Consider the following 26,565-nt stretch of genomic DNA (forward strand, 5'->3'; position numbering starts at 1 on the left):
TAACCAATAGGAGTGAATGCGCATGTTAAATTCTGAATTTTTAAATCAATTAAAGAAGATTGCCGGTGCATCTCATGTACAAGACAGCAAAGCTGATCGGCTTGCCTACTCTTATGATGCAACGCCTAATTTTCAGCACATGCCAGATGTTATCGTAAGCCCACGCACGGCTGAGGACATCCAGCATATTGTTCGGCTTTGCGCCTCATATCAGGTGCCGATTGTGCCAAGAGGATCCGGAACGAACCTTTGTGCAGGAACCTGTCCTACACAAGGTGGACTTGTGATGTTGTTTACAAGAATGAACCAATTCATCGAAATAGATGAAGAAAACTTGACTGCAACGGTCCAGCCTGGCTTGATCACACAGGAACTCATTCGCGAAGTAGAGGCAAGAGGCCTTTTCTATCCACCAGATCCAAGCTCGATGAAAATTTCGACGTTAGGCGGCAATATTAATGAAAATTCAGGTGGGCTTCGAGGTTTAAAATATGGCGTGACGAGAGATTATGTACTTGGACTTGAAGTGGTTCTGCCAAACGGCGACATCATTAAAACGGGCGGTAAGCTCGCAAAAGACGTGGCCGGGTATGATATGACCCGTTTATTTGTTGGATCAGAAGGAACGCTCGGAATCGTTACTGAAGCTACGCTAAAGCTTTTGCCGCTTCCAGAAACTAAACAAACGATGCTTTGCTTATATGAAAGCCTTGAGGAAGCAGCTGCATCAGTTTCGGCGATTATTGCAGAACGTATCATCCCCGCCACATTAGAATTTATGGATCAGCCGACACTAGAAGTCGTTGAAGACTTTGCCAAAATTGGCCTCCCGACTGACGTTCAAGCGGTACTATTAATCGAACAGGACGGCAATCCTGAGGCTGTTTCCCGTGATATGCAAAACATCGCAAAGGTTTGTCAACAGCACGGTGCAAAAGAAGTGAATATTGCACATTCTGAAGAAGAAGCAAGTGCCCTTTTAACAGCGAGACGAGCCGCTTTATCTGCTCTCGCCCGTTTAAGCCCTACGACCATTTTAGAAGATGCCACAGTCCCCCGTTCTGAAATTGCGAACATGGTACGGGCAATTGAAGACATTGCGAGAGAGTACGAAGTGAAAATCTGTACTTTTGGTCATGCAGGCGACGGAAATCTGCACCCTACTTGTGCAACTGATGCAAGAAATGAAGAAGAAATGAAACGGGTTGAAGAAGCCTTTCAGGCCATTTTTGAAAAAGCAGTCTCCCTTGGCGGCACCATTACAGGTGAACATGGCGTAGGTCTCATGAAAGCCCCTTATTTGGAACTCAAGGTCAAAAAAGAAGGAATCGCTGCAATGAAAGCGATCAAACAAGCGCTAGATCCAGCAAATATCATGAATCCTGATAAGGTGTTTGGAAAAGCAGCAAGGAAGCGAGTGGTGATCTCATGAATTCCTCTAAACAAACAGAGATGCAGCAAACATTTCAACAGCAAATGGATGAAAAGGAGCTGCTCAATTGCATGCGCTGCGGCTTCTGCCTCCCTTCCTGCCCTACTTATATTGAATCCGGTCAACAAGAAGCGCACTCTCCCCGCGGCCGAATTGCTTTAATGAAGGCGGTAAGAGACGGCGTGATTGAGCCTGATAAAGACGTCGAACATTCATTGAACCTTTGTCTTGGCTGCCGCGCATGTGAACCAGTCTGCCCCTCAGGCGTCAAATATGGACGTTTGCTTGAGGATGCAAGAGACATCATTCAGCAGCACAAAAAACAATCTCTTCCTGTCAAATTTGTGAGACGTGTTGTATTTAAAGGACTCTTTCCTTCCCAAAGCCGAATGCGACAGGCGGCTGGACTTCTGCGATTTTATCAAACCTCTGGTCTGCAAACAGCCGCTCGCAAGTCTGGCATGCTAAAGGTGCTTCCGCCGCATTTACAGCTGATGGAGCAGGCCCTTCCAAAGGTGCCGCGTCAACAAAAAAGTCGTGCGTTAGAATTCAAAGCCATTGGCACAACAAGAAAGCGTGTTGCGTTTTTTACTGGCTGTTTAATGGACACTGTTTTTTCTAGTACAAACGAAGCGACCATCCAGCTTTTGCAACTGGCAGGCTGTGACGTTGTTGTCCCTCCTGTTCAGACGTGCTGCGGCGCACTTCATGGTCATAGCGGAGAAAAGGAACAAGCGAAACAGTTAGCAAGGCGGAATATTGAAGCATTTGAGAACATAGAGGCTGATGCGATTGTCATGAATGCGGGAGGATGTGGTGCCTTTTTAAGTGATTATGATCATTTGTTAAAGGATGAGCCAGGTTTTCAAAAACGAGGTGAAGCCTTCTCACAGAAAATCACGGATATATCAGACATTTTAGTGGAGATGGCATTTCACCGCCGTACACCGCTTGCTTTGCCAGAGCAAGTCATCACCTATCAAGATTCTTGTCACTTGCGGAACGGAATGGGGGTACAGCAAGCGCCAAGGGTGCTGATGAAGGCGATTCAAGGGGTATCATTTAAAGAAATGAAGGATGCCGACCGCTGCTGCGGATCAGCTGGCATTTATAATATTTTGCAGCCAACGATGTCAATGCAAATTTTAGATCATAAAATGATAGAAGCTAGTCAAACAGCTGCGGCGGCTATTGTCACGTCCAATCCAGGTTGCCAGCTGCAAATGGCAGCAGGTATCAAACGGTCAGGACAATCGCCTAACATGCGGGCCGTGCATCTCGTCGATTTTTTATTAGAAGCCGTTCACTATGGGAAAGAAGCGTCCAGCTCATCAAGCTGAACGCTTTTTTTCATGCATATCTTCAGGCAATTGGTTGGATAATAGAGGCAAATCGAGGAAGGAGATGGTTCAAGTGCTGAAGAAAAACAAACAACAAAAAGACCCAAATTCAGTATTTGAGGCATTGTCACGTTCCTCTGATTTTACAAACGAGTTGTCACGAAGTGAAGGATTTCTTTATCGAATTTCTTTTTTTCGTTCTTTAATTAATGGTCAGCTACTCCATGAACAAATTTTGCCCTACTTGAAAGAATTACATCTCACCCCCACTCTTGAAGAGCTGAAAGAACGAATCCCCATTGAACAGTCTATTATCACGACCGATCTTCAGGAAGTGGAAAAAGCCCTTCATCGAGGGAATATGGCCATTCGGCTTGAAACGGACTGGGGCAAAGCGCTTCTAATCCCGATTGAAGAAAAGAAAGGCAGACAAGTAGGTCCGCCTGAGATTGAATTTGGCATTATCAGTGCACAAGAAGCATTTGTGGAAGTTTTGGATACCAATTTAAATTTGGTCAGAAGGCGGCTGCCGACCCCGAACCTGAAAGTGTCGGAAAAGACGGTTGGCACGCTTTCTCAAACAAAAGTAGCGGTGTTATATATTGAAGAGATTGCAAATCCGGAAAACAATGAGACCGTTCTCCAGCGCATTGAAGATATTGATTTTGATCAAATTTTAGATGCAAATTACCTTGCACAAATGCTTTATGATGTGTCCAATACGATCTTTCCGTTGTTTTTAAATACAGAAAGGCCCGACCGTGTGTCATCAGGTTTATCAGAAGGGAAAATTGCCATTTTAGTGGATGGATCGCCTCATGTCTTGCTTGCTCCGACAATTTTACTTGAGTATTTTTCCACTATGGAAGACTACAATATGTCGTGGATTGCAGCTTCTTGCTTTAGGCTGTTACGCATATTTGCTGTGATATTTTCCATATTTGCGACACCTTTATATGTAGCCGTTTTAACGTTTCATTATGAGCTGATTCCAAAGGATTTATTAGAAACAATCGTGTCTTCTCGCTATCTTGTTCCATTTCCTCCTATCATTGAGGCACTATTTTTAGAGATTTCGATTGAATTACTGAGAGAAGCAGGTTCAAGGCTTCCAGCTAAAGTCGGTCAGACGCTTGGGATTGTTGGAGGGATTGTGATTGGACAGGCTGCTGTGGCAGCAGGCTTAACAAGTAATATTTTACTCATTATTGTTGCCCTTTCTGCTCTTGCCTCATTTGTCACCCCTATTTACAAAATGGGTAGTGCTATTCGGCTGCTGCGATTTCCATTTCTGCTTGCAGCTCAGGTGTGGGGTGCACTCGGCATTGCCGTAATGGGATCTTTCCTTCTCACCCATTTAATGAAATTAACGTCTATTGGACGCCCGTATCTAGAGCCAATTTTCCCTCTGCGACTGACGGATTTAAGGGGAAGCTTAATTCGTCCTCAGCTCCGCTTTTTGAATAAAAGACCGGAAAATTTACGTCCGGAAAATGAAATCCTTCATCGGCAAAAGCCTAAGCAAGGGAAAAATGATTTTTATGAATAAGGAAGTGAAAGTATGAGTTCTTCTTCTGTAAAAGAGAAATTTCAAGTTTCCCCTTTTTTCGTGTTTTTTCTCATTAATGCTAATCAAGTAGGTGTCAGCATTCTAAACTTTCAAACAAATCTTGTTCGTTCTATAAATAATGATGGATGGATCGCCATTGTGATTTCTGGCATCAGTGTCAATGTCATGATCTTTCTTATGTACCTGATGTTCAAAAAGGCCCCTTCGGATGAATTTGGTGAAATCACGCAATACGTATTTGGCAAGTGGATTGGTCAATTATTAAACATAATTTATATTTTATATTTTGCTTCTTTGACTTTGACGGTTCTTATCCATTATATGGACGTGATCCATGTATGGTTGTTTAAAGAAATTTCTGGTCTATTGTTTGCGTCTGTACTATTGTTGCTTCTGTATTACATCCATACGGGCGGCTTTAGAACCATAGCTGGATGGGCATTTTTTAGCATCGTACTCACGTACTGGATGACGTTTATTTGTTTTTATGTCATGAAATATAGTCACATTCGCTTCATGTTCCCCATGTTTGATCATACATTTTCACAGCTTCTAGTCGGAGTGAAAGATGCGTCCTTATCCATGTTTGGTTTTGGCACGCTGCTTGTCTATTATCCCTTTATTAAACAAGCGCAGACGTCTCAAAAATATGCTCACATGGGGGTATTATTCACGACATGCTTAAACTTACTCACTTTTCTTGTCTCCATTGCGTATTACTCAAGTGCACAGCTTAAATTAACAAAATGGCCGACGCTAACGTTAACAAGCATTGTGAAGCTGCCATTTATCCAGCGCTTTGAATTTATTGAAGTGTCTCTCTGGCTATTTTTAATCGTTCCAAATATGGCAATTCCACTATGGGCTGCGAGCCGAATGGCGAAACAGGTGTTTCATACGAGTCAGCGCATTACGTTCATCGGGCTCAGCATCCTCATTCTGATCATGTTTTCGTTATTTGCCGGCGCCACCTCGTTTGAAACTTTTAACCAATGGGTGGAATATACTGGTTTCTTTCTTGTCTATGGATTCATTATTTGTATAGTTATTGGGCTGTTGCTGAAAAAAAGGTGGGTGAAAAAACGAGCATGAAACAGTATATCCTCATAGGTCTCATGTTGTTTAGTCTTTTGTTAACTAGCTGTGCACAGCCACGCCTTTTAGATGAATTAAATATCTCTCAGGCGGCAGGGTTTGATTTGGTCGAAGATGGAGAAATGAAGGGCTTTTTTGTCTTCCCTGTCTTTAAAAGTCAAGAACAAGGAAATTATCAAATATTAAGTGCGAGGTCAAACACGATTAGTAATATTCAGTTTCTTGTATCAGAAAAATCGCCTTTTCCAGTGGTCATGGGTCAGGTGCTTGTTATTTTAGTCAGTGAAAAAATAGCAAAGGAAGTCGGCATGATTGATTTAATGAATTACATATATCGTGATCCTATCATTGGTTCACGCCAAGTGTTTGCGATTGTAGGCGGAGAAGTTGAAGACTTGTTATATACAAAAATGAATCAAACGAACTTAAATATAGGTGTGTATCTCTCTGATCTGTTATCTCAAAATATGAGAAATGGCAATCAACCTGTCACCAATCAACATATTTTTATGAATCAGATGCTAGCAAAAGGTGTCGATGCTTACCTTCCTTACATCAAGAAAACAAGCAATACCATCAAAGTCACAGGAGTCGCCCTGTTTGATAATGAAAAAATGGTGGGGCATATCCCTGGAGAAGATGCGTTTACATTTAAAGCGATGATTGAAAATCATCAAAATGGCATCTATGAGTTTCAAATGGCTGATCATGATAAGACCCATGTCGTCATTGAAAATATCAAATCACATGTGTCCTATCAGATCAAACCAACGAATAATTTAACAAAAAAGCCTCATATCACGATTGATATTAAACTGAAAGGCGAATTAAAAGAATTCATGAAGTCCAAAAAAATTGATAAACCGAATATATTGGACCAAGTCGAAAAAGAAGTAGAAAAACGTGTCGCTCAGCAAGGACAAGAACTAGTTCAGTCCTTTAAAAAGCAACCTATTGATCCGCTTGGGCTAGGTTTAAGGTATCGATCAAAAGACAAAGCCATGACACCAGAAAAATGGCAGAAAATCTATCCTGATGCGGATATACAAATTAAATGCCATATGAATATTGTGCAAACTGGTGTCAGTCAATAAAGGAGTTGGAAATTATTCGAAAATATCTTCTTTATTGTTCAATATGGTAGACACGTTCGTTTTGACTCTTGGAACGCCATCTTTTTGAAGATAGTCATTTAAAGTGTTCTCTACTTCACTTTTATCTGTGTGAAGGATTTTAGGAGAATATTGTTCCACAAGGACTGGTCTATTCCCTTTAGCACAGTGTGCCATTGTTTCAAGGGCAATTAAACTGAAAGGTCTTCCTTTGTCTAGCCATGTTTTCATTCGATCCCAGGTTGGATGGCTTAAGGCTGCCAGCCTGATTCACAAGTTCCCTCACCCACCCAGTGGCAGATGTATCTAAAACATTAGCTGCGATTTCTAACATACGTGATTTCACTTCAATATGCTGAGTCTCATTAAAACGATTTTGAACAGAGTTTAAGATCCTTTGCTGATCATGCTGTTTCAGCGCATCGATGACATCAGCCTCAAGAAACCACCTCATGATTGAAAAGTCTAATAAAGACTCCAAATCTTGACGAACGTCTTGTAATGTGGGGGCTTTATCTTCTTTTGTGAGGACAACATCACCCTCTGATAAGAAAGCCTGTCCGTCCTCTCCATAAAAGTCATCATGTAATAAAAATTGTTTAGGAGAATGGAGAACGGCTAAGTGATACCATTCAATCGGTCGTAAAGAATTGTTGAGTAGTCTCTTGTGATACGGCTGGCATAATTGATAAGGTTGTGTTGGTTCATCCGTATCTTCTACCACATTCATTGCGTTCTTTTGACAGGCTCAGACAAGACGGCATTTTCCACTCCATTCACTTCCTTTGAATCTAATCTTCGTCCTTTACATCTGGATCTTCAGGAATCGGTTCATTTAAAATCTCTTGGACGAGCTCTTTATATTGTTCAAGCTGCTTTATATGCGTTTGAAACTGTCCTTGATAAATGAGATATGATTCTCCGTCAAATACAAAACGGATCTTTTTTTGCTGAATTAATTTCTCAATATACGCCTCAGATACTTCTAAGTATTCAGCTGTTTCTTCAATTGTTAAATACATGTTTGTGCACCACCCGTTCGTTTCATCTAACAAAGTATATCATGATTTGTTGAAAAAACGGTCACAGCCTGTACATGATAGTTCTTCACATAACAAGTATTCATTAGGTGTGAGCAAATATGGTATGATAAAGTTTGCTAGATGGGCGTTTTTCGGTTTAGCCTTCATAAGAGATAAACAGAAAAGCAGACTCATGAGAGAAGCAAAACAAGCATAGGCTTTTATCAGGATGCTTGAAGAAAATTCGTATTTAAAGGCAGCGTGAAATGAATGGGAACCTTTTTTAATGAAATTTTAACCTGGCTGACAAGCCTTGGTTATGTAGGTGTAGCTCTAGGTCTGATGATTGAAATCATACCGAGCGAAATTGTACTAGCTTATGGCGGATATATGGTGTCAACAGGAACAATCGGTTTTGTTGGAGCTGTTATCGCTGGCGTCATCGGGGGTACGCTCGCACAGTGTTTTATATACTGGATCGGTCTTTATGGCGGAAGACCTTTTTTAACAAAGTACGGAAAATACTTATTCATCCATGAACATCATATCGCCACTGCAGAGCGCTGGTTTGATCGATATGGAACCGGTGTGGTGTTTACAGCGCGTTTTATTCCTGTTGTCCGCCATGCCATCTCCATTCCAGCTGGTATTGCCAAAATGCCTTTTTTGAAATTTGTTCTCTTGACAGGATTAGCAGCCATCCCTTGGTCGATCTTATTTATCTATCTCGGTATGCAGCTTGGGACAAAGTGGGATCACATTCAAAGCGTTGCTCACGCTTATACAACTCCTATTATGACCATTGCAATCGTCTTGATCGTTCTCTATTTCGTCATAAAAAAAATTCGGACGAACCGAAAACGGACAATCTAATGAAAAACGCCTTCCACTGGCTGAGTGAAAGGCGTTTTTTCTATGAGTGTGAGGATTGTTTTTTCATATATTGAGATAATTCCATAATCATTGCGCCCATTCTCTCAAGTGACGGGGTAAGAATCCTGTCAATGCCCTCTTCTTTTAAAGCTTCAGCTGTGACTTTTCCAACAGCTACTGCCAGTACGTGCTGCTCAAATAGCGCTTGAAGTTCTTCTTTTCTTCCCCATTTTGCTGCTAACGTGAAAAAGGCGTGTACCTGAACAGCGGTTGTAAAACAGACGGCGTGGACATTTCCGTCTTTCATTTCTTGAAGCAATGTTTCTGCGGCTTTTGGTTCAGGTGGTGTGTGCTGATAAGGTAAAAGTGGCAATACATCTGCCCCTTTTTCATGTAAAAACTGGATGAGGGCCGGAGCATTTTCCCCGTGCAGCTGCACCATGACACGTTTGCCTTGAAACTCTTTGCCTTCAAGCTTTGCGATCAGATCACGTACTGTCCCATCTTCATCAGACACGTCTGGCTGAATTCCGCGTTTTTTGAGTGCAGCATAAGTTTTGTATCCTCTTGAAGCAATTTGTGCATTTGATAGAATATGCATAAATTCTTCTCCTAAATCAAGCTCTTCTGCACTCTCAATTAATGTATCAGTTCCGATACCTGTGGTTAAAACCACCCAATCGGCACCTTTTTTCACAAAAGTTTCAATGCCTGGCTTTAACTCCTCTTTGGCTAAAAATACGGTTCCTTGAAGAGAACGAATAACAGCTTGTCCCCCTTGCTTTTCGACAAGTGTACGCATTTCTTCTGTTTTTCTCGTTCCACAAATGGCAATCGTTTTTCCAGATAAGCCTTTACTCAATTTTATCCCTCTTTTTCTATCACATTTGATATGTATTAAATATAGATTTATTTGGAAGACGTTGCAAGTGTCTACTAAAAAAGAGCTTGACGTTTCGGTCTAATTCGAGTATCTTTTGTAAGTGCAAATTGTAGGAGGTCATTATGGAAAAACAGAATGTTCAAGCTTATCGATTATCAATTGCAGACCCAACACCACTTGGTTTGTTTGGTTTAGCAATGGTGACGCTCGTTGCGTCCTCACAAAAACTAGGAATTACAGATGGCACTTCCCTTATTTTACCTTGGGCTATCTTCCTTGGAGGCATCGCGCAACTGATCGCGTCCATACAAGATTCAAAGCATCATAATATTTTTGGAGCCACTGCCTTTGGCGCATTCGGTCTCTTTTGGATGGGCGTTGGAACGACTTGGCTCATTCAAGCGGGCGTTTTTGGGAAAACGCTTGCGGAAGCAGCAGATCCAAAACAACTAGGTTTTGCGTTTATCGGGTATTTAATTTTCAGCTTGTTTATGACGATTGGTGCAATGGAAACTCATAAAGTATTATTTTTGATTTTCGTCTTTATTGATTTCTTATTCCTTGGTCTTTCCCTAAGCTCGTTTGGTGTGATGTACGACGTGACTCATACCATTGCCGGTATTGCAGAATTGATCATTTCTCTGCTTTCATTTTATGGTTCAGCAGCAGTTGTGCTCAATACTCATTTCGGTCGTACTGTGCTACCAATTGGACAACCATTTCGTATTTTTACAAAAGCATAAGTAAAAAAAGAACTGCTTTGTGCAGTTCTTTTTTATGTTTATTTTTCTTGCGCCTCTTGGAAAATCTCGCCGATAATTTCATATGAACGCATTCTTTCTTGATGATCAAACATATCCGAATTAATCATCACTTCGTCTGCTTGAGTGGCTTCAACAAAGGCTTCCAATTCTCTTTTCACCTTTTCCTTATCTCCGATCATTGTCGAACTTAATTGTTCATCCACCATCGCTTTTTCATATGGACTCCAAAGACCGTCCATACTGTCGACAGGCGCTTTGAGTTTTCCCGGGGTATTTCGAATGAGACTTAAAAACCGCTGATAATGAGACGTTGCCAAATATTCAGCTCGCTCTGTTTGATCTGCAGCAAAAGCTGTCACCCCCACCATGGCATAAGGCTCTTTTAACACATCAGAAGTTCTAAATGACTGTCTATACAGCTCTAAAGCAGGAATTGTATTTTTAGGTGAAAAATGTGCCGCAAATGCAAATGGCAATCCAAGCTCTCCTGCAAGTCTTGCGCTAAATCCACTTGAACCAAGTAGCCAAATCGGAATGTCTAGTCCCTCTCCTGGAACGGCTCTTACATGTTTTTTGACCTGTCCGGTTGGTTTGAAATATTGCCGAAGTTCTTCTAGCTGTTCAGGGAAATCTTCTCCATTATGAAGATTACGTCTAAGTGCCCTTGCCGTTAACTGATCTGTCCCTGGTGCTCTTCCAAGACCTAAATCAATTCTCCCCGGATATAATGTCTCAAGTGTGCCGAATTGTTCAGCAATAACAAGTGAAGAGTGGTTTGGCAGCATAATTCCGCCAGATCCTACTCGAATTTTTTCGGTTCCGCCAGCAATATACCCTATTAAAACGGACGTTGCTGAACTTGCAACACCTTCCATATTATGGTGTTCTGCGAGCCAATATCTATGATAACCCCACTTCTCCGCCTTTTTTGCTAAATTCATACTATGTTCAAAAGATTCCTTAATGGTACCGCCTTCTGTCACAGAGGATAAATTTAAAACGGAATAAGCTGTGCGCTTTAAAACTGATTGACTCATAAATGATGTCCCCATTTCTGTCAAAAATCATACTAGTTTCATACTTTCAACACCATAACATAAAATCATAAAACATTTAAATGATTTGATTCGATGATTTTCGAAATGATGATTTTCTAGGTTTTACTTCCAATTTAAAAATTTGCTCATAGAATGAAATATCAATTTTAGGAGATGGGCAATTTGTACAATCAATTCGATCACAAATGTCCCTTTTGCGGTAAATATCATGAGGAGCCTCATTACAAAAGATCACGTCATGACCGTCCTCAAAGAAGAGACTGTCCGTATATCAAACAAGAACATTCAAAACAAAACAGACCTCAAGGAGATCCCTCCTGTGCAAAAGGAGAAAAACAACCAAAAATAATTCAAAGGGTTGGACGAAGAGGCCCAGCAGGTCCCGCTGGGCCTACCGGACCAACCGGACCTGCTGGCGGATTAATCGGCGCCCTCCCTTTTAACCCCTCACAATCACAAGATTACGAGGCGGGTCAAGTCGTCACGTTTAATGGCAGTACTTATATTGCCAATGTAGATGCTCCCTCAGGAATACCTGGACTTTCCCCCGATTATACCCTTTTGGCAGCTTCTGGGGAAACTGGTCCGACTGGTCCTACAGGGATAGGATTAAGTGGTATTGAAGCATATGATCCAACAAGAGCATCAACATATTCAATCGGTCAAGTGGTCACTTATGAAGGTGGTACGTATATTGTGGACTCTGCTCCACCTTTAGGTACGCCAGATACGTCCCCGGATTATACGCTTTTGGCAGCACCTGGTGTTTCAGGTTCTACTGGAGTTACAGGAATCACTGGTGCAACTGGTTCTACTGGTGCAACTGGTTCTACTGGTGCCACAGGTAGCACTGGACCAACTGGTCCGACTGGAGCGACTGGTATCACTGGTTCAACTGGACCTACTGGCGTCACGGGAATCACTGGTTCAACTGGATCTACTGGTGTGACAGGCAGCACTGGTCCTACTGGTTCTACAGGAATCACTGGGGCTACCGGTCCGACTGGAGCCACAGGTATCACAGGTATCACTGGTTCAACCGGACCTACTGGGGCCACAGGTATCACTGGTTCAACCGGACCTACTGGGGCCACAGGAATCACTGGTGCTACCGGACCTACTGGCGTCACAGGTATCACTGGTGCAACTGGTCCTACGGGCGTCACAGGTATCACTGGTACTACCGGATCTACTGGCAGCACAGGTATCACTGGTTCAACCGGACCTACTGGTGCAACAGGTATCACTGGTTCAACTGGATCTACGGGTGCCACGGGTAGCACTGGACCAACTGGTCCGACTGGTTCTACAGGAATCACTGGTGCTACCGGTCCGACTGGAGCCACAGGTATCACAGGTATCACAGGTTCAACCGGACCTACTGGGGCCACAGGTATCACAGGTTCAACCGGACCTACTGGTGCAACAGGAATCACTGGTGCTACCGGACCTACTGGCGTCACAGGTATCACTGGTGCAACTGGTCCTACGGGCGTCACAGGTATCACTGGTACTACCGGATCTACTGGCAGCACAGGTATCACTGGTTCAACCGGACCTACTGGTGCAACAGGTATCACTGGTGCAACTGGATCTACGGGTGCCACGGGTAGCACTGGACCAACTGGTCCGACTGGTTCTACAGGAATCACTGGTGCTACCGGACCTACTGGAGCCACGGGTAGCACTGGTGCTACCGGTCCGACTGGAGCCACAGGTATCACTGGTGCAACTGGTCCTACTGGCGTCACAGGTATCACTGGTGCTACTGGACCTACGGGCGTCACAGGTATCACTGGTGCTACCGGAACTACTGGGGCCACAGGTATCACTGGTGCTACCGGACCTACTGGCGTCACAGGTATCACTGGTGCTACTGGTCCTACGGGTGCCACGGGTAGCACTGGACCTACTGGTCCGACTGGTTCTACAGGTATCACTGGTGCTACCGGACCTACTGGCGTCACAGGTATCACTGGTGCAACTGGTCCTACGGGCGTCACAGGTATCACTGGTGCAACTGGTCCTACGGGCGTCACAGGTATCACTGGTACTACCGGATCTACTGGCAGCACAGGTATCACTGGTGTTACCGGACCTACTGGTGCAACAGGTATCACTGGTTCAACTGGATCTACGGGTGCCACGGGTAGCACTGGACCAACTGGTCCGACTGGTTCTACAGGAATCACTGGTGCTACCGGTCCGACTGGAGCCACGGGAATCACTGGTGCTACCGGTCCGACTGGTGCAACAGGAATCACTGGTGCTACCGGACCTACTGGCGTCACAGGTATCACTGGTGCAACTGGTCCTACGGGCGTCACAGGTATCACTGGTGCAACTGGACCTACTGGCGTCACAGGTATCACTGGTGCTACCGGACCGACTGGTGCAACAGGTATCACTGGTGCAACCGGAACTACTGGTGCAACAGGTATCACTGGTGCAACTGGATCTACGGGTGCAACGGGTATCACAGGTTCAACCGGACCGACTGGAGCCACGGGAATCACTGGTGCTACCGGTCCGACTGGAGCCACAGGTATCACAGGAGCTACCGGACCTACTGGAGCCACAGGAATCACTGGTGCAACTGGATCTACGGGTGCAACGGGTATCACAGGTTCAACCGGATCTACGGGTGCCACAGGAATTACTGGTGCTACTGGACCTACGGGCGTCACAGGTATCACAGGTTCAACCGGAACTACTGGGGCCACAGGTATCACTGGTGCTACCGGACCTACGGGCGTCACAGGTATCACTGGTACTACCGGATCTACTGGCAGCACAGGTATCACTGGTTCAACCGGACCTACTGGTGCAACAGGTATCACTGGTTCAACTGGATCTACGGGTGCCACGGGTAGCACTGGACCAACTGGTCCGACTGGTTCTACAGGAATCACTGGTGCTACTGGACCTACGGGCGTCACAGGTATCACAGGTTCAACCGGAACTACTGGGGCCACAGGTATCACTGGTGCTACCGGACCTACGGGCGTCACAGGTATCACTGGTACTACCGGATCTACTGGCAGCACAGGTATCACTGGTTCAACCGGACCTACTGGTGCAACAGGTATCACTGGTTCAACTGGATCTACGGGTGCCACGGGTAGCACTGGACCAACTGGTCCGACTGGTTCTACAGGAATCACTGGTGCTACCGGTCCGACTGGAGCCACGGGAATCACTGGTGCTACCGGTCCGACTGGTGCAACAGGAATCACTGGTGCTACCGGACCTACGGGCGTCACAGGTATCACTGGTGCAACTGGTCCTACGGGCGTCACAGGTATCACTGGTTCAACTGGTCCTACGGGCGTCACAGGTATCACTGGTACTACCGGATCTACTGGCAGCACAGGAATCACTGGTGTTACCGGACCTACTGGTGCAACAGGTATCACTGGTTCAACTGGATCTACGGGTGCCACGGGTAGCACTGGACCAACTGGTCCGACTGGTTCTACAGGAATCACTGGTGCTACCGGACCTACTGGAGCCACGGGAATCACTGGTGCTACCGGACCTACGGGCGTCACAGGTATCACTGGTGCAACTGGACCTACTGGCGTCACAGGTATCACTGGTGCTACCGGACCGACTGGTGCAACAGGTATCACTGGTGCAACCGGAACTACTGGTGCAACAGGTATCACTGGTGCAACTGGATCTACGGGTGCAACGGGTATCACAGGTTCAACCGGACCGACTGGAGCCACGGGAATCACTGGTGCTACCGGTCCGACTGGAGCCACAGGTATCACAGGAGCTACCGGACCTACTGGAGCCACAGGAATCACTGGTGCAACTGGATCTACGGGTGCAACGGGTATCACAGGTTCAACCGGATCTACGGGTGCCACAGGAATTACTGGTGCTACTGGACCTACGGGCGTCACAGGTATCACAGGTTCAACCGGAACTACTGGGGCCACAGGTATCACTGGTGCTACCGGACCTACGGGCGTCACAGGTATCACTGGTACTACCGGATCTACTGGCAGCACAGGTATCACTGGTTCAACCGGACCTACTGGTGCAACAGGTATCACTGGTTCAACTGGATCTACGGGTGCCACGGGTAGCACTGGACCAACTGGTCCGACTGGTTCTACAGGAATCACTGGTGCTACCGGTCCGACTGGAGCCACGGGAATCACTGGTGCTACCGGTCCGACTGGTGCAACAGGAATCACTGGTGCTACCGGACCTACGGGCGTCACAGGTATCACTGGTGCAACTGGTCCTACGGGCGTCACAGGTATCACTGGTTCAACTGGTCCTACGGGCGTCACAGGTATCACTGGTACTACCGGATCTACTGGCAGCACAGGAATCACTGGTGTTACCGGACCTACTGGTGCAACAGGTATCACTGGTGCAACTGGATCTACGGGTGCCACGGGTAGCACTGGACCAACTGGTCCGACTGGTTCTACAGGAATCACTGGTGCTACCGGACCTACTGGAGCCACGGGAATCACTGGTGCTACCGGACCTACTGGCGTCACAGGTATCACTGGAGCTACCGGACCTACTGGTGCAACAGGTATCACTGGTGCAACTGGTCCTACGGGCGTCACAGGTATCACTGGTGCTACCGGACCTACTGGTGCAACAGGTATCACTGGTGCTACCGGAACTACTGGTGCAACAGGTATCACTGGTTCAACTGGATCTACGGGTGCCACGGGTAGCACTGGACCAACTGGTCCGACTGGTTCTACAGGAATCACTGGTGCTACCGGACCTACTGGAGCCACGGGAATCACTGGTGCTACCGGACCTACTGGCGTCACAGGTATCACTGGTGCTACCGGAACTACTGGTGCAACAGGTATCACTGGTGCAACTGGTCCTACGGGCGTCACAGGTATCACTGGTGCTACCGGACCTACTGGTGCAACAGGTATCACTGGTGCTACCGGAACTACTGGTGCAACAGGTATCACTGGTTCAACTGGATCTACGGGTGCCACGGGTAGCACTGGACCAACTGGTCCGACTGGTTCTACAGGAATCACTGGTGCTACCGGACCGACTGGAGCCACGGGAATCACTGGTGCTACCGGTCCGACTGGAGCCACAGGTATCACAGGAGCTACCGGACCTACTGGAGCCACAGGAATCACTGGTGCAACTGGATCTACGGGTGCCACGGGAATCACAGGTTCAACCGGATCTACGGGTGCCACGGGTAGCACTGGACCAACTGGTCCGACTGGTTCTACAGGAATCACTGGTGCTACCGGACCTACTGGAGCCACGGGAATCACTGGTGCTACCGGACCTACTGGCGTCACAGGTATCACAGGAGCTACCGGACCTACTGGTGCAACAGGTATCACTGGTTCAACCGGACCTACTGGTGCAACAGGTATCACTGGTTCAACTGGATCTACGGGTGCCACGGGTAGCACTGGACCAACTGGTCCGACTGGTTCTACAGGAATCACTGGTGCAACCGGACCGACTGGAGCCACGGGAATCACTGGTGCTACCGGTCCGACTGGAGCCACAGGTATCACAGGAGCTACCGGACCTACTGGAGCCACAGGAATCACTGGTGCAACTGGATCTACGGGTGCCACGGGAATCACAGGTTCAACCGGATCTACGGGTGCCACAGGAATTACTGGTTCAACCGGACCTACTGGTGCCACAGGAATTACTGGTGCCACAGGAATTACTGGTTCAACCGGACCTACTGGGGCCACAGGAATTACTGGTTCAACCGGACCTACTGGGGCTACGGGGATCACTGGTGCAACTGGACCTACTGGAGCCACGGGGATCACTGGTGCAACTGGATCTACTGGAGCGACTGGTATCACTGGGGCCACGGGGATCACTGGTGCAACTGGATCTACTGGAGCCACGGGGATCACTGGTGCCACAGGAATTACTGGTTCAACCGGACCTACTGGTGCCACAGGAATTACTGGTTCAACCGGACCTACTGGCGCTACAGGAATCACTGGTTCAACCGGATCTACTGGTGCCACGGGGACCACTGGTGCAACTGGACCAACTGGTGCCACAGGAATCACTGGTGCTACCGGTCCGACTGGTGTTACAGGAATTACTGGTTCAACCGGACCTACTGGGGCCACGGGGATCACTGGTGCAACTGGTCCGACTGGCGTCACAGGTATCACTGGTGCAACTGGACCAACTGGTGCCACAGGAATCACTGGTGCTACCGGTCCGACTGGTGTTACAGGAATCACTGGTGCCACAGGAATTACTGGTTCAACCGGACCTACTGGGGCCACGGGGATCACTGGTGCAACTGGTCCGACTGGCGTCACAGGAATCACTGGTGCAACTGGACCAACTGGTGCCACAGGAATCACTGGTGCCACAGGAATTACTGGTTCAACCGGACCTACTGGTGCCACAGGAATTACTGGTTCAACCGGACCTACTGGGGCTACGGGTATCACTGGTGCAACTGGAGCTACTGGGGCTACGGGTATCACTGGTGCAACCGGTCCGACTGGTGTTACAGGAATCACTGGAGCGACAGGAATCACTGGTGCAACCGGACCTACTGGGGTTACAGGAGATACCGGATCTACTGGTGCCACAGGTAGCACTGGACCAACTGGTCCGACTGGTGCCACCGGATCTACTGGGGCCACTGGGCCTACAGGGGCTACCGGAATCACTGGTTCAACCGGACCTACGGGAGCTACTGGAACAGGTGGTTTTACAGATACTGCACTTTATGCTGCTAATAGTTCTGGACCTACCATTGTTACTGTAGCCGGTGGAACGAATATTCCTCTGCCAAACTTTCAAAACATTACTGGTTTTACGGCAAACGGCACAAGTACTGTTTTTACCGTTCTGCAAACTGGTAAATATTATATTACGTATCAAGTCAACACCACTACAGCTCTTTTGATTAGTACACGTTTGCTTTTAAATGGAGCAACTACTATTTCTGGTTCTGTTCAATCACCTGTTATCTCAACTTCATTTATCAACAACACTGTTATTGTTAATTTAACAGCTGGAAGCACCATTTCACTGCAGTTTTTTGGGGCAGTTGTCACAGCTATTTTAGTTGGAGGAGGCGGTGCTGCAGGTGCTACCTTGACCATCATTCGGCTTAGCTAAACGAAAAAAGAAAGGCTTTTCAGCCTTTCTTTTTTATGTCTCCTATGACTTTTATACATTGTTCAATATCATCAGATTGTAAGAGGTGAAAAATAGATTGGATGATGGTAAACTCTAAATTCCACCATTCTAATAACTGAAGTTTTTCAATTGTTTCAGATGAAAATCGGTATTTCATGAGCTTTTGCGGATTACCTGCAGCTATGGCATATGACGGCACATCTTTTGTGATCACACTATTTGCTCCAATTACTGCACCGTTTCCTATACATACTCCTGACATAATCGTCGCTCCATATCCAATCCACACGTCGTGTCCTATTTGCACATCTCCTTTTGATTTGGGATGTCCTTTGATGTGGGCAGCTTCTTTGAAAATTTGATTAAACGGATACGTTGTGACCCAATCTGTCCGGTGTTCACCACCAAGAAAAATTTTCACTTCGTTTGCAATGGAACAAAACTTTCCAATGGTTAGTGTCGTTCCTTCCCCCCCATGTCAGCACTTGGAAATCTGGTCCAGCATAAGAAAAATCACCGATATTGTACGAGCTCAGTTCACTTCTTTGATTCAGAAACATAGAAGATCACACCTCCTGAAAAGTGATAAATCTTCGTATGTATATGCTGTTTCACACGTTTACATTATGACTGCACAAGCGCAACAATCTGTTTTTTCTTCCAGACCAGCTGATAGTAGCCATATTGAAGGAGTAAGTTCACAAAGAAAGCCGCAGGGTAGCCAATCCATATGCCCTTGATACCAAGGGATGTGTAGTGCGATAACACATAAGCAACTGGTACTTCTACAAGCCAGATGGAGCAAATACTAAAGATCGTTGGCCATAAAACTGTTCCACTTGCTCTCATCGTGGCAGCAACAATTTGGGCTGTTCCAAAAATAAGATAACTCCATAATGTAATGACGACTAAGCTATAGGCAATGTCAATCGTCTTAGAATCTGTTAAAAAGATAGATAAAATCTGTGGTGCAAAGAGATAAACGATGATAATAATGAATCCGCCTATGGCGAAATTGAGCCCTAACCCGATTTTTATTACATCTTTCAAGCGGTTGATATTCCCTGCACCGATGAATTGAGCTGCAAAGATCGAGACTGCAATGCCGAGACTTACCGCCGGCATCTGCACATAGCTCACAACTTGATTGACAACGCCATACGCAGCAGTCGCCTGTGACCCATAATCATTGACGAAAGAAATAACGGCAATTTCTGATAAGGAAATGAGAATCATATTAATGCTCGATGGAATGCTGAGTTTTAATAATGTTTTTAGTAAATCCCCTTTCATCAATAAATGCTTTCTAACCGATGCATCAATGCGAAGCGGGTGCTTTGTCTTATATAAGTAGATATGTAGAATAGTAAACGTCACAATGGTTGAAATTACAGAAGCATACGCAGCGCCGTATAAACCGAACGCCGGCAGTCCGAGCCAGCCAAATAATAAAATTGGCAGCATTAAAATATTCGTTGCTGTACTAATCATTAAGAAATAAAAAGGTGTTTTCGAATCCCCAGTTCCTCGCAGGAAGGTTGTGTAAACAAAATAAAGAAATAAGATGGGCATTGAGATGAATAGAATTCTGGCATAAGCCGCACTTTCTTCCACGATATTCGCAGGTGTCCCCATGAGGTTTAAGATGTCCGTGGCGAAAAAACCTCCAATGATTGCTAAAGAAAGACCGATCAAAAAAGTGAATGAAAGCGTCGTGCCGATAATTTCTTTTAATCTCTGTTCATTTTTTGCTCCATACGCTTGTCCGATCAGGATTGAACTACCCGATCCAATTCCAATGGAAAAAGAAACGAGTAAAAAGAAAAGCGGAAAGAATGCAGAAATGGCAGCTACTGCATCCTCTCCGATCCATCTGCCGACAAGAACGATGGATACAAGCTGTCCGATTGATTGCAAAATATTGCTAAGCAAAAGCGGGACGAGAAAAATGGACATGGTTTTTACTAAAGATTGATTGTTATCTAACGTCATGATGGTTCTCCTTCTCTATCTAAAGATTCTCAGCTAAAATGTTGACAATGTGGTCTTCTATCTCTTTCCCCTTTTCGTCATCAACAAGATGATTTAATAAAATGGAAAAAGCGATTGTCTTTCCGCTCTTCGTGTCAATGTATCCAGAAAGTGTACTGACTGTAGTTAATGAGCCTGTTTTGGCACGTACTTTTTCTAGTGTAGCAGGTTCTTTTAATCTGTTCCTTAACGTCCCTCCGACCATTCGTTCACTTGCCCCAGCTAACGGAAGCGCATGTTCAAAGGTCTTAAACCACTTTTCTTTTTGAATGTTTGCTAAAAATAATGTGAACTGATTGGCAGAAACAAGGTTAATAGGTGATATGCCTGACCCATCTCGCAAAACTGTCAGAGAAGAATCGATGCCAAAGGCAGGAAGCCGTTCATTCATGACATCTAGTCCAGCTTCAAAGCTCCCTTTGTTCTTCACTTTCTTGCCTAGCTCCTTTAGCAAAACTTCTGCATGGGTATTGTTGCTGAGTTTCATCATGGGAACAAGAAGCTCTGATAAAGGCATAGATGAATGGGTGGCAATTTTCTTCGCTTTTTTAGGAACTTGTTTTGTTTTCAGTGGTCCCTTTACTTGGATCCCTTCCGCCTTTAACGCGCGTTTCATTAAATCTAACGCATAAGAGGTTGGTTCCCATAACGCTACCCATTGCCTAGATACACTCGCTTTCACCGGGATAGTTCCAGTCAAAGTGATCTTGTTGGTTCCGTGAGAACGCTTAAAAGAAATTTTCTTTTTCCCGCCTTCTGGTACGGTTTTTACTTGATTGATGACTTGAGGGACAGAAGTCTTCGGAATCATGTCATAGGTCGCTTTTTGCCCTGCCTTTTTGCCTGGCTTTATTTCAAGAATCACTGTTCCGGCATCATAATCTTGATTCGGTGAAGCGGTGAGAGCAGAGATTTGTGCACCGTAATATTGATCCTCATCACTCCAAGGTAAATCAATCGAATATCTTGTGTCATCATACCATGTATCGTCTGCCGCAAGCTGTCCGCGAATCGTATGTATTCCGGCCTTTTTCACTTGTTTGGCAAGTGCTGCAAAATCCTCTTCTAATAAAGTCGGATCTCCGGTACCGCGTAGATACAGACTTCCATGTAACGTTTTCTTTTGAATAGAACCATCCATCCAGATGTCTGTAGGGAATGTGTGTGTTTCTCCAAGTATATCAAGGGCGATGGCTGATGTGAGCAGTTTCATATTAGAAGCAGGAGTAAGGCGAATATCGGCTTGATGTTCATAAAGAAGAGAGGAGTCAGAAGTATCACGGACGCTAATGCCTGAGATTGCGCCTTCTAAATCAGGTGCTTTTCGTATAAATTCATCTAAAGTGGTCATCCACGACAGTGAGCCGTTACGAGCTGTCAGTTGATCATCTTTTGCTGAAAACGGGAGAAATAAAATCGACAGAATGCATATTTGTAAAAACAAGAGCTGTGAAAAACGCTTCACGGAATCCCTCCTTTTTTGTCTCAGCCAATTTTAGAAGAATATGTTCATTATACACAAAAGAACGTTTGTTCTCAAAGGTTTTTTAAACAGAAAAGTCAGCTTTCTTTGACGAAAACTGACATGCCCTTTACCTTTTTTCTGGATTCCAGCCATCGGCTCCGCCAAGAACAGCTTGCACGGTGATTTGACTTGCTTCGTTTTTCGTTAAAATGCTGGACCATTTTACGCGGTTTGTCAAATTGCTTCCTGCCCCTGTCGATCCGTATTCTTTATATCTTGCTGTTCTTTCGTTATCGCGGTTATCCCAGTTATGCCAGCCCTCTGCCTTTATATGATGATCCATTTTTGTATTGAGGAATGTCACAGCAGAATGAGGCCTCCACGGACGTCCTAAATAAACCGATTGAGCAGCAGCCGTCCCCTTTTGCAGCGTAGAATCAATTAATACATAGCCATATTTTTGAGATTCTGTTGTGGATGCTGCAGTAATATACCCATTTCCAAGACTTTTTATTTCAGCTCTTTTAAACACGGCTGTAGCTGATCCAAAAATAAAATCGACCGTACCTTCAATATAGCAGTTTTCATAATATTGCCGGCCTGTACCCGTTGCATAAAGTGTATCTTGATATCCTAAGACACGTATTTGTTTGAACGTAGCCCGGTCACCAGAAACGTACAGTGCAACCGCCTGACCAGCATATCTGCCCGCCGTATTTTGAAAGGTAATATTTTCCGCATAAAAGTCGTTCGCACGAATCATTGTGCTTGAACTATTTGTTGTGCTGCCAGTACTTGCATTTGTATCATTATAGGTCAGAATCGTATTGTCTTGGTCTTCCCCGATCAAGGACACGTAAGGTTTATTTTGCGGAAGCAGGATTTTCTCTTTATACACACCATTTTTAATATAGATCGTTACGCGCTGTTGATTATTTGCTGGAATCGCATCAATGGCAGACTGAACGGTTCGAAACGAGCCATTTCCCTTTTGATCGACCACAAGGACGCGATTTGTTTGATTCTGATGTCCGGCTGCTTGAAGTGAAGCAGAGTTCAATAGCAATAAAGACAAGGCGATCACAATCCATACCTTTCCATACTTCATCGTACATCTCCTCCTCTTTTTGTGAACGTTCTCAATCAAACATTCTTTTTGATCCTATTCATGACGGGCATAAAAAAACACCCACTTCTTGCTGTTATGAGTGTTTTTTAGACTTTTCATATTTCATCGCATAAATCCCTTCATTTTCAATCCATTCACAAAATAGAACGTCTCGATAGGAGGAAATGTGCTGCCTTTTTAATTGCTCACTCAACCATGTTTCGTCAAAGCCAGCTTCTTGTAGATCATCTTTTAAAATTTCACCATCAATAATAAACGTTCTAGGCAATTTGACTTCTTTTCCCTTCACATTCACATCTTCTGCGGTTGCTGTTGCGTATTTCATTTTCGGAAGAACACTGACAGAGCCGTCTGTTTCCAAAATGGCATATTCAATTTCATTCAAGGCAAAATGACCTTTCGCACGAATTAATGTCTGCAGCTGATTAAGATCAAGCATATTTTTCTTCAAGCGATTGTAGTGAATTTTACCTTGATCAATGACTAGTGTCGGTCTTCCTTCTAAAAAGGCCCTGATCCCTTTAAAGCGCTGTGAAAACCATTCAACTGTGTAGATGAGAATACCCCATACCGCAACAGCAAATAAAATGTGCTGAATTTTGACTTCTGGGTCAAATATAGCGTTTCCGACCATTTCGCCTAAAATGAGTGCAGAAATAAAATCAAATGGCGTGATTTGTGCAAATTGTGTCTTCCCTAATAATTTTGTAATAAAAAATAAGGCGAAAAACCCGATAAAGAGCTCAAGCAAAATACTAATAAACGGCACGAAGATTCCTTCCTTTCTTGCTCTATTTACATACAGCATTTACATGAAAGGAAGGATCTAAACTAGTTATGAAGGCAATAAAACAAAGACCTCATTTCCCTCAACCAATGTTTCATATGTTTTAACGCATCCATCATCTGGTGCTTGAACGTTCCCTGAAGAAAGATCGATTTTCCAATCATGCATTGGACAGAACACATAATCTCCGCTTACCATTCCTTCAGCCAGAACACCGCCTTTATGAGGGCAGCGGTTTTCAATCGCTTTGAATTGCTGTTGAGAGGTTTGAAAAACAGCTAATTCAAGAGTACCTGCTTCAACTGTTTTTCCTAGCTGCATCGGAAAATCTGATAAGGTGCCAATGTGAACTTTTACAACTGAAACTGTCATATGATCTCATCCCTTCAATTGATTGATACAGAAGCCGTTGCTTTTTGAAATAATTGTTTCGTCGCTTTTTGACTCTCGCGAAGCTCCTGCCAAGGCTCATCATACGTGGAAAGTGCGATGTCCATTCTTTGGATCAAGGCTTCTCGTTTTTCATCGTCTAGAAGTACAGATTGGATATGATCTAATCCAAGTCGTTCAACCCAAGCAGAGGTTCTTTCTAAATAGTTTGCCGTTTCTCTGTAATATTGAAGGTATGCAGCTGCCACTTGCTCTACTTCTTCAGCTGTACTGACCTTCATCAATAAATCTCCAGCACGCAGATGCGTGCCGCCATTACCGCCAGCGTACAATTCGAATCCTCCCTCTAACCCCACAATGCCAAGGTCCTTAATGCCAGATTCTGCACAGTTTCTAGGGCAAGCAGAGACAGCCAATTTGACTTTATGCGGTGTCGCAAGACCTTCGAATTTCTTTTCAAGTGCAATACCAAGCGCCATTGAGTCCTGTGTGCCGAACCGGCAAAATTGTTCGCCAACACACGTTTTGACCGTTCTTAAAGATTTTCCGTATGCATAACCAGAAGGCATATCCAGGTCCTCCCATACTTTAGGTAAATCTTCTTTTTTGACACCTAGAAGGTCAATACGCTGACCACCCGTCATTTTCACAAGCGGTATTTCATATTTGTCGACGACATCAGCTATTTTTCTCAAGTCATTTGCATTTGTGACGCCACCGTACATCCGTGGAACAACCGAATAAGTACCATCTTTTTGAATATTGGCATGCAAACGTTCATTCACATATCTTGAGCTCCTTTCATCTTTGTACTCCAGAGGTTGAAGCATGCCTAAATAGTAGTTCAGGGCAGGTCGGCATTTTGAACAGCCTTCTTCTGTCTCCCAATCAAGTACGCTCATGACTTCCTTGACATGCTGCAAGCCCTTCTCTTTGATTTCGTGAATGACTTCATCTCGTGAAAGAGTGGTGCAAGCGCAAATGGTTTCTTTTTGAGCTGTTCGGTTCGCACCATCGCCCAGCGTGTGCCAAAGAATCTCTTCAACTACGGGTTTACAGCCTCCGCATGATCGTGAGGCACTTGTACATTGCTTGACTTCCTGAAGCGTTGTTAAGCCTTCTTTTTGAATGGCTTCCACAATCTGACCCTTTGAGACCCCGTTACAGCCGCAAACGATATGGTCGTTTGACATACTTTCAATCGTGCTTTCTTGCGCCGGATCATTTGAGGTTAGAACAGACACCTTTTCCCTATCCGACATATCTATCCCTTTTCTAATGTACGAGAATAGGCGGGGTCCATCACTTGTTTCTCCAAACATGACGGCACCTACTAATCGATTTTGCTGGAAGACTAGTTTTTGGTAAATGCCTTTTTGATCATCAAAAATTTTGATCGCTTTTTTCTCATCGTTTTCAATAAAATCACCGGCGGAAAATACGTCAACTCCTGACACTTTCAGCTGTGTTGACATCACAGATCCTTTGTATGGGGCAGGGTTCATGTCACATATATGCCCAGCAAGCACATTCGCTTGGTCATATAAAGGAGCAACAAGACCGTACGTTTGTCCCCTATGCTCTACACATTCTCCGACGGCATAAATGCCTGGTACACTTGTTTCCATGAAATCATTCACGATTATACCTTTGTTCACTTCAAGTCCACTTATTTCTGCAAGCATTTTACTTGGTTTAATTCCTACAGCCATGACGACGAGGTCTGTCTCAAGTGTTGAGCCATCTGAAAATGATAATCCTTCAACTCTTGTATATCCTAAAATCTCAGTTGTCTTCTTTCCTAGTAAGAAGTTCATGCCCTGTTCCTCTAATGCTTTTTGGAGAAGCTGACCTGCAGTAGGGTCTAGCTGGCGTTCCATTAAATGGGGACAGAGGTGTATGACATTCACTTCCATGCCTAAGTTAAGTAGGCCGCGTGCTGCTTCCAGTCCAAGAAGTCCGCCTCCAATGACGGCTGCTTTTTTGTACTTGTGAGAGGCACTCACCATTTCCTCTGTATCTTGCAATGTCCGAAAGCCCGTCACACCTTTTTTATCACTTCCTGGAATTGGCAGGATAAACGGTAGTGAGCCTGTAGCTAAAATCAACCGGTCATAAGGCACGGTACGTCCTTGATCACTGGTGACTGTTTGGTTTTCTGTATCGACCTTCACAATGGTTTCATTTGTAAAAAGCTGAATATCATGCGCCTCATACCAGTTCCAATCGTTTAGTGTAATATCTTCAACCATCGTATCTCCTTGAAGCACCTTTGATAAAAGAATCCGGTTATAGTTAGGATGCGGTTCACTTCCAAATACCGTCATCTCAAATCGTTCGCTGTCCATTTTTAAAATGTTTTCGATGCTCCGAATACCAGCCATACCGTTCCCCACTAATACGAGTCTTTCTTTCATGATAAAACACCCCTCAAGTGATCATTTTTAGAAAGTACC

18 protein-coding genes and 1 pseudogene are annotated in these 26,565 nt (G+C 44.9%); 8 read left to right on the top strand and 11 right to left on the bottom strand.

Going from position 1 to position 26,565, the window contains the following annotated elements; genetic code table 11:
• Positions 1 to 22 precede the first annotated feature (22 nt).
• From glcD to NKR21_RS10335, 5 genes are all read left to right on the top strand, one after another.
• On the top strand, positions 23 to 1,432 hold the full coding sequence (gene glcD, locus NKR21_RS10315) for a glycolate oxidase subunit GlcD (protein WP_041815607.1): 1,410 nt from the start codon (positions 23 to 25) through the stop codon (positions 1,430 to 1,432).
• A complete protein-coding gene (locus tag NKR21_RS10320; RefSeq protein WP_144456473.1) occupies positions 1,429 to 2,772 on the top strand; it encodes a (Fe-S)-binding protein in 1,344 nt (447 codons plus the stop codon). The genes glcD and NKR21_RS10320 overlap by 4 nt, the downstream gene beginning before the upstream one ends.
• A 73-nt stretch (positions 2,773 to 2,845) precedes the next feature.
• The gene (locus tag NKR21_RS10325; protein ID WP_144456471.1) at positions 2,846 to 4,321 is read left to right on the top strand and encodes a spore germination protein; all 1,476 of its coding nucleotides are present in this window, start codon (positions 2,846 to 2,848) and stop codon (positions 4,319 to 4,321) included.
• A 12-nt stretch (positions 4,322 to 4,333) separates the two neighbouring features.
• Positions 4,334 to 5,434: a GerAB/ArcD/ProY family transporter gene (locus NKR21_RS10330; RefSeq protein ID WP_144456469.1), complete on the top strand. Its 1,101-nt coding sequence runs from the start codon at positions 4,334 to 4,336 to the stop codon at positions 5,432 to 5,434.
• On the top strand, positions 5,431 to 6,531 hold the full coding sequence (locus NKR21_RS10335; protein ID WP_144456467.1) for a Ger(x)C family spore germination protein: 1,101 nt from the start codon (positions 5,431 to 5,433) through the stop codon (positions 6,529 to 6,531). The genes NKR21_RS10330 and NKR21_RS10335 overlap by 4 nt, the downstream gene beginning before the upstream one ends.
• A 199-nt stretch (positions 6,532 to 6,730) precedes the next feature.
• Here the strand turns inward: NKR21_RS10335 and NKR21_RS10340 are convergent, their stop codons facing one another.
• Together NKR21_RS10340 and NKR21_RS10345 are read right to left on the bottom strand one after the other, a co-directional pair.
• A complete protein-coding gene (locus NKR21_RS10340) occupies positions 6,731 to 7,279 on the bottom strand; it encodes a hypothetical protein (RefSeq protein WP_253602510.1) in 549 nt (182 codons plus the stop codon).
• 61 nt (positions 7,280 to 7,340) lie between these two features.
• Positions 7,341 to 7,571: an excisionase family DNA-binding protein gene (locus NKR21_RS10345; protein ID WP_012010197.1), complete on the bottom strand. Its 231-nt coding sequence runs from the start codon at positions 7,569 to 7,571 to the stop codon at positions 7,341 to 7,343.
• A 270-nt stretch (positions 7,572 to 7,841) separates the two neighbouring features.
• On the opposite strand from NKR21_RS10345, the gene uptA reads away from it, so the two are divergent.
• The gene (gene uptA / locus NKR21_RS10350; protein ID WP_144456465.1) at positions 7,842 to 8,444 is read left to right on the top strand and encodes an undecaprenyl phosphate transporter UptA; all 603 of its coding nucleotides are present in this window, start codon (positions 7,842 to 7,844) and stop codon (positions 8,442 to 8,444) included.
• 40 nt (positions 8,445 to 8,484) lie between these two features.
• Here uptA and NKR21_RS10355 read toward each other — a convergent pair whose 3' ends face one another.
• Positions 8,485 to 9,306, bottom strand: coding sequence for a uroporphyrinogen-III synthase (locus tag NKR21_RS10355; RefSeq protein ID WP_012010199.1), 822 nt, complete (start codon positions 9,304 to 9,306; stop codon positions 8,485 to 8,487).
• 143 nt (positions 9,307 to 9,449) lie between these two features.
• Here NKR21_RS10355 and NKR21_RS10360 point away from each other — a divergent pair, with 143 nt between their 5' ends.
• Positions 9,450 to 10,070: an acetate uptake transporter gene (locus tag NKR21_RS10360; RefSeq protein ID WP_012010200.1), complete on the top strand. Its 621-nt coding sequence runs from the start codon at positions 9,450 to 9,452 to the stop codon at positions 10,068 to 10,070.
• A 38-nt stretch (positions 10,071 to 10,108) separates the two neighbouring features.
• Here NKR21_RS10360 and NKR21_RS10365 read toward each other — a convergent pair whose 3' ends face one another.
• Entirely contained in the window at positions 10,109 to 11,128 is a 1,020-nt protein-coding gene (locus NKR21_RS10365; protein WP_041815615.1) for an LLM class flavin-dependent oxidoreductase, read from the bottom strand.
• A 183-nt stretch (positions 11,129 to 11,311) separates the two neighbouring features.
• Between NKR21_RS10365 and NKR21_RS10370 the strand changes: the two genes are divergently transcribed.
• Positions 11,312 to 18,286 carry a hypothetical protein gene (locus NKR21_RS10370; protein ID WP_483298367.1) on the top strand — a complete coding sequence of 2,325 codons (6,975 nt, stop codon included), beginning with the start codon at positions 11,312 to 11,314 and terminating at the stop codon, positions 18,284 to 18,286.
• Between the two features lie 19 nt (positions 18,287 to 18,305).
• Here the strand turns inward: NKR21_RS10370 and NKR21_RS10375 are convergent.
• The 7 genes and pseudogenes from NKR21_RS10375 to nirB form a co-directional block, all read right to left on the bottom strand.
• A pseudogene (locus NKR21_RS10375) lies at positions 18,306 to 18,867 on the bottom strand (CatB-related O-acetyltransferase).
• Positions 18,868 to 18,931: 64 nt separating this feature from the next.
• Positions 18,932 to 20,299: an MATE family efflux transporter gene (locus NKR21_RS10380; protein ID WP_119124975.1), complete on the bottom strand. Its 1,368-nt coding sequence runs from the start codon at positions 20,297 to 20,299 to the stop codon at positions 18,932 to 18,934.
• A gap of 19 nt (positions 20,300 to 20,318) precedes the next feature.
• Positions 20,319 to 21,803: a D-alanyl-D-alanine carboxypeptidase/D-alanyl-D-alanine endopeptidase gene (dacB, locus tag NKR21_RS10385; RefSeq protein WP_119124976.1), complete on the bottom strand. Its 1,485-nt coding sequence runs from the start codon at positions 21,801 to 21,803 to the stop codon at positions 20,319 to 20,321.
• Between the two features lie 127 nt (positions 21,804 to 21,930).
• The gene (locus tag NKR21_RS10390) at positions 21,931 to 22,911 is read right to left on the bottom strand and encodes a pectinesterase family protein (protein WP_119124977.1); all 981 of its coding nucleotides are present in this window, start codon (positions 22,909 to 22,911) and stop codon (positions 21,931 to 21,933) included.
• 94 nt (positions 22,912 to 23,005) lie between these two features.
• Positions 23,006 to 23,701: a DUF421 domain-containing protein gene (locus NKR21_RS10395; protein WP_041815618.1), complete on the bottom strand. Its 696-nt coding sequence runs from the start codon at positions 23,699 to 23,701 to the stop codon at positions 23,006 to 23,008.
• A gap of 66 nt (positions 23,702 to 23,767) precedes the next feature.
• Positions 23,768 to 24,091: a nitrite reductase small subunit NirD gene (gene nirD, locus NKR21_RS10400; RefSeq protein ID WP_012010208.1), complete on the bottom strand. Its 324-nt coding sequence runs from the start codon at positions 24,089 to 24,091 to the stop codon at positions 23,768 to 23,770.
• Positions 24,092 to 24,105: 14 nt separating this feature from the next.
• Entirely contained in the window at positions 24,106 to 26,526 is a 2,421-nt protein-coding gene (gene nirB, locus NKR21_RS10405; RefSeq protein ID WP_144456460.1) for a nitrite reductase large subunit NirB, read from the bottom strand.
• Positions 26,527 to 26,565 lie beyond the last annotated feature (39 nt).

This window comes from Bacillus sp. 1735sda2, from assembly GCF_024159245.1.
GTDB lineage: Bacteria > Bacillota > Bacilli > Bacillales > Bacillaceae > Bacillus > Bacillus pumilus_O.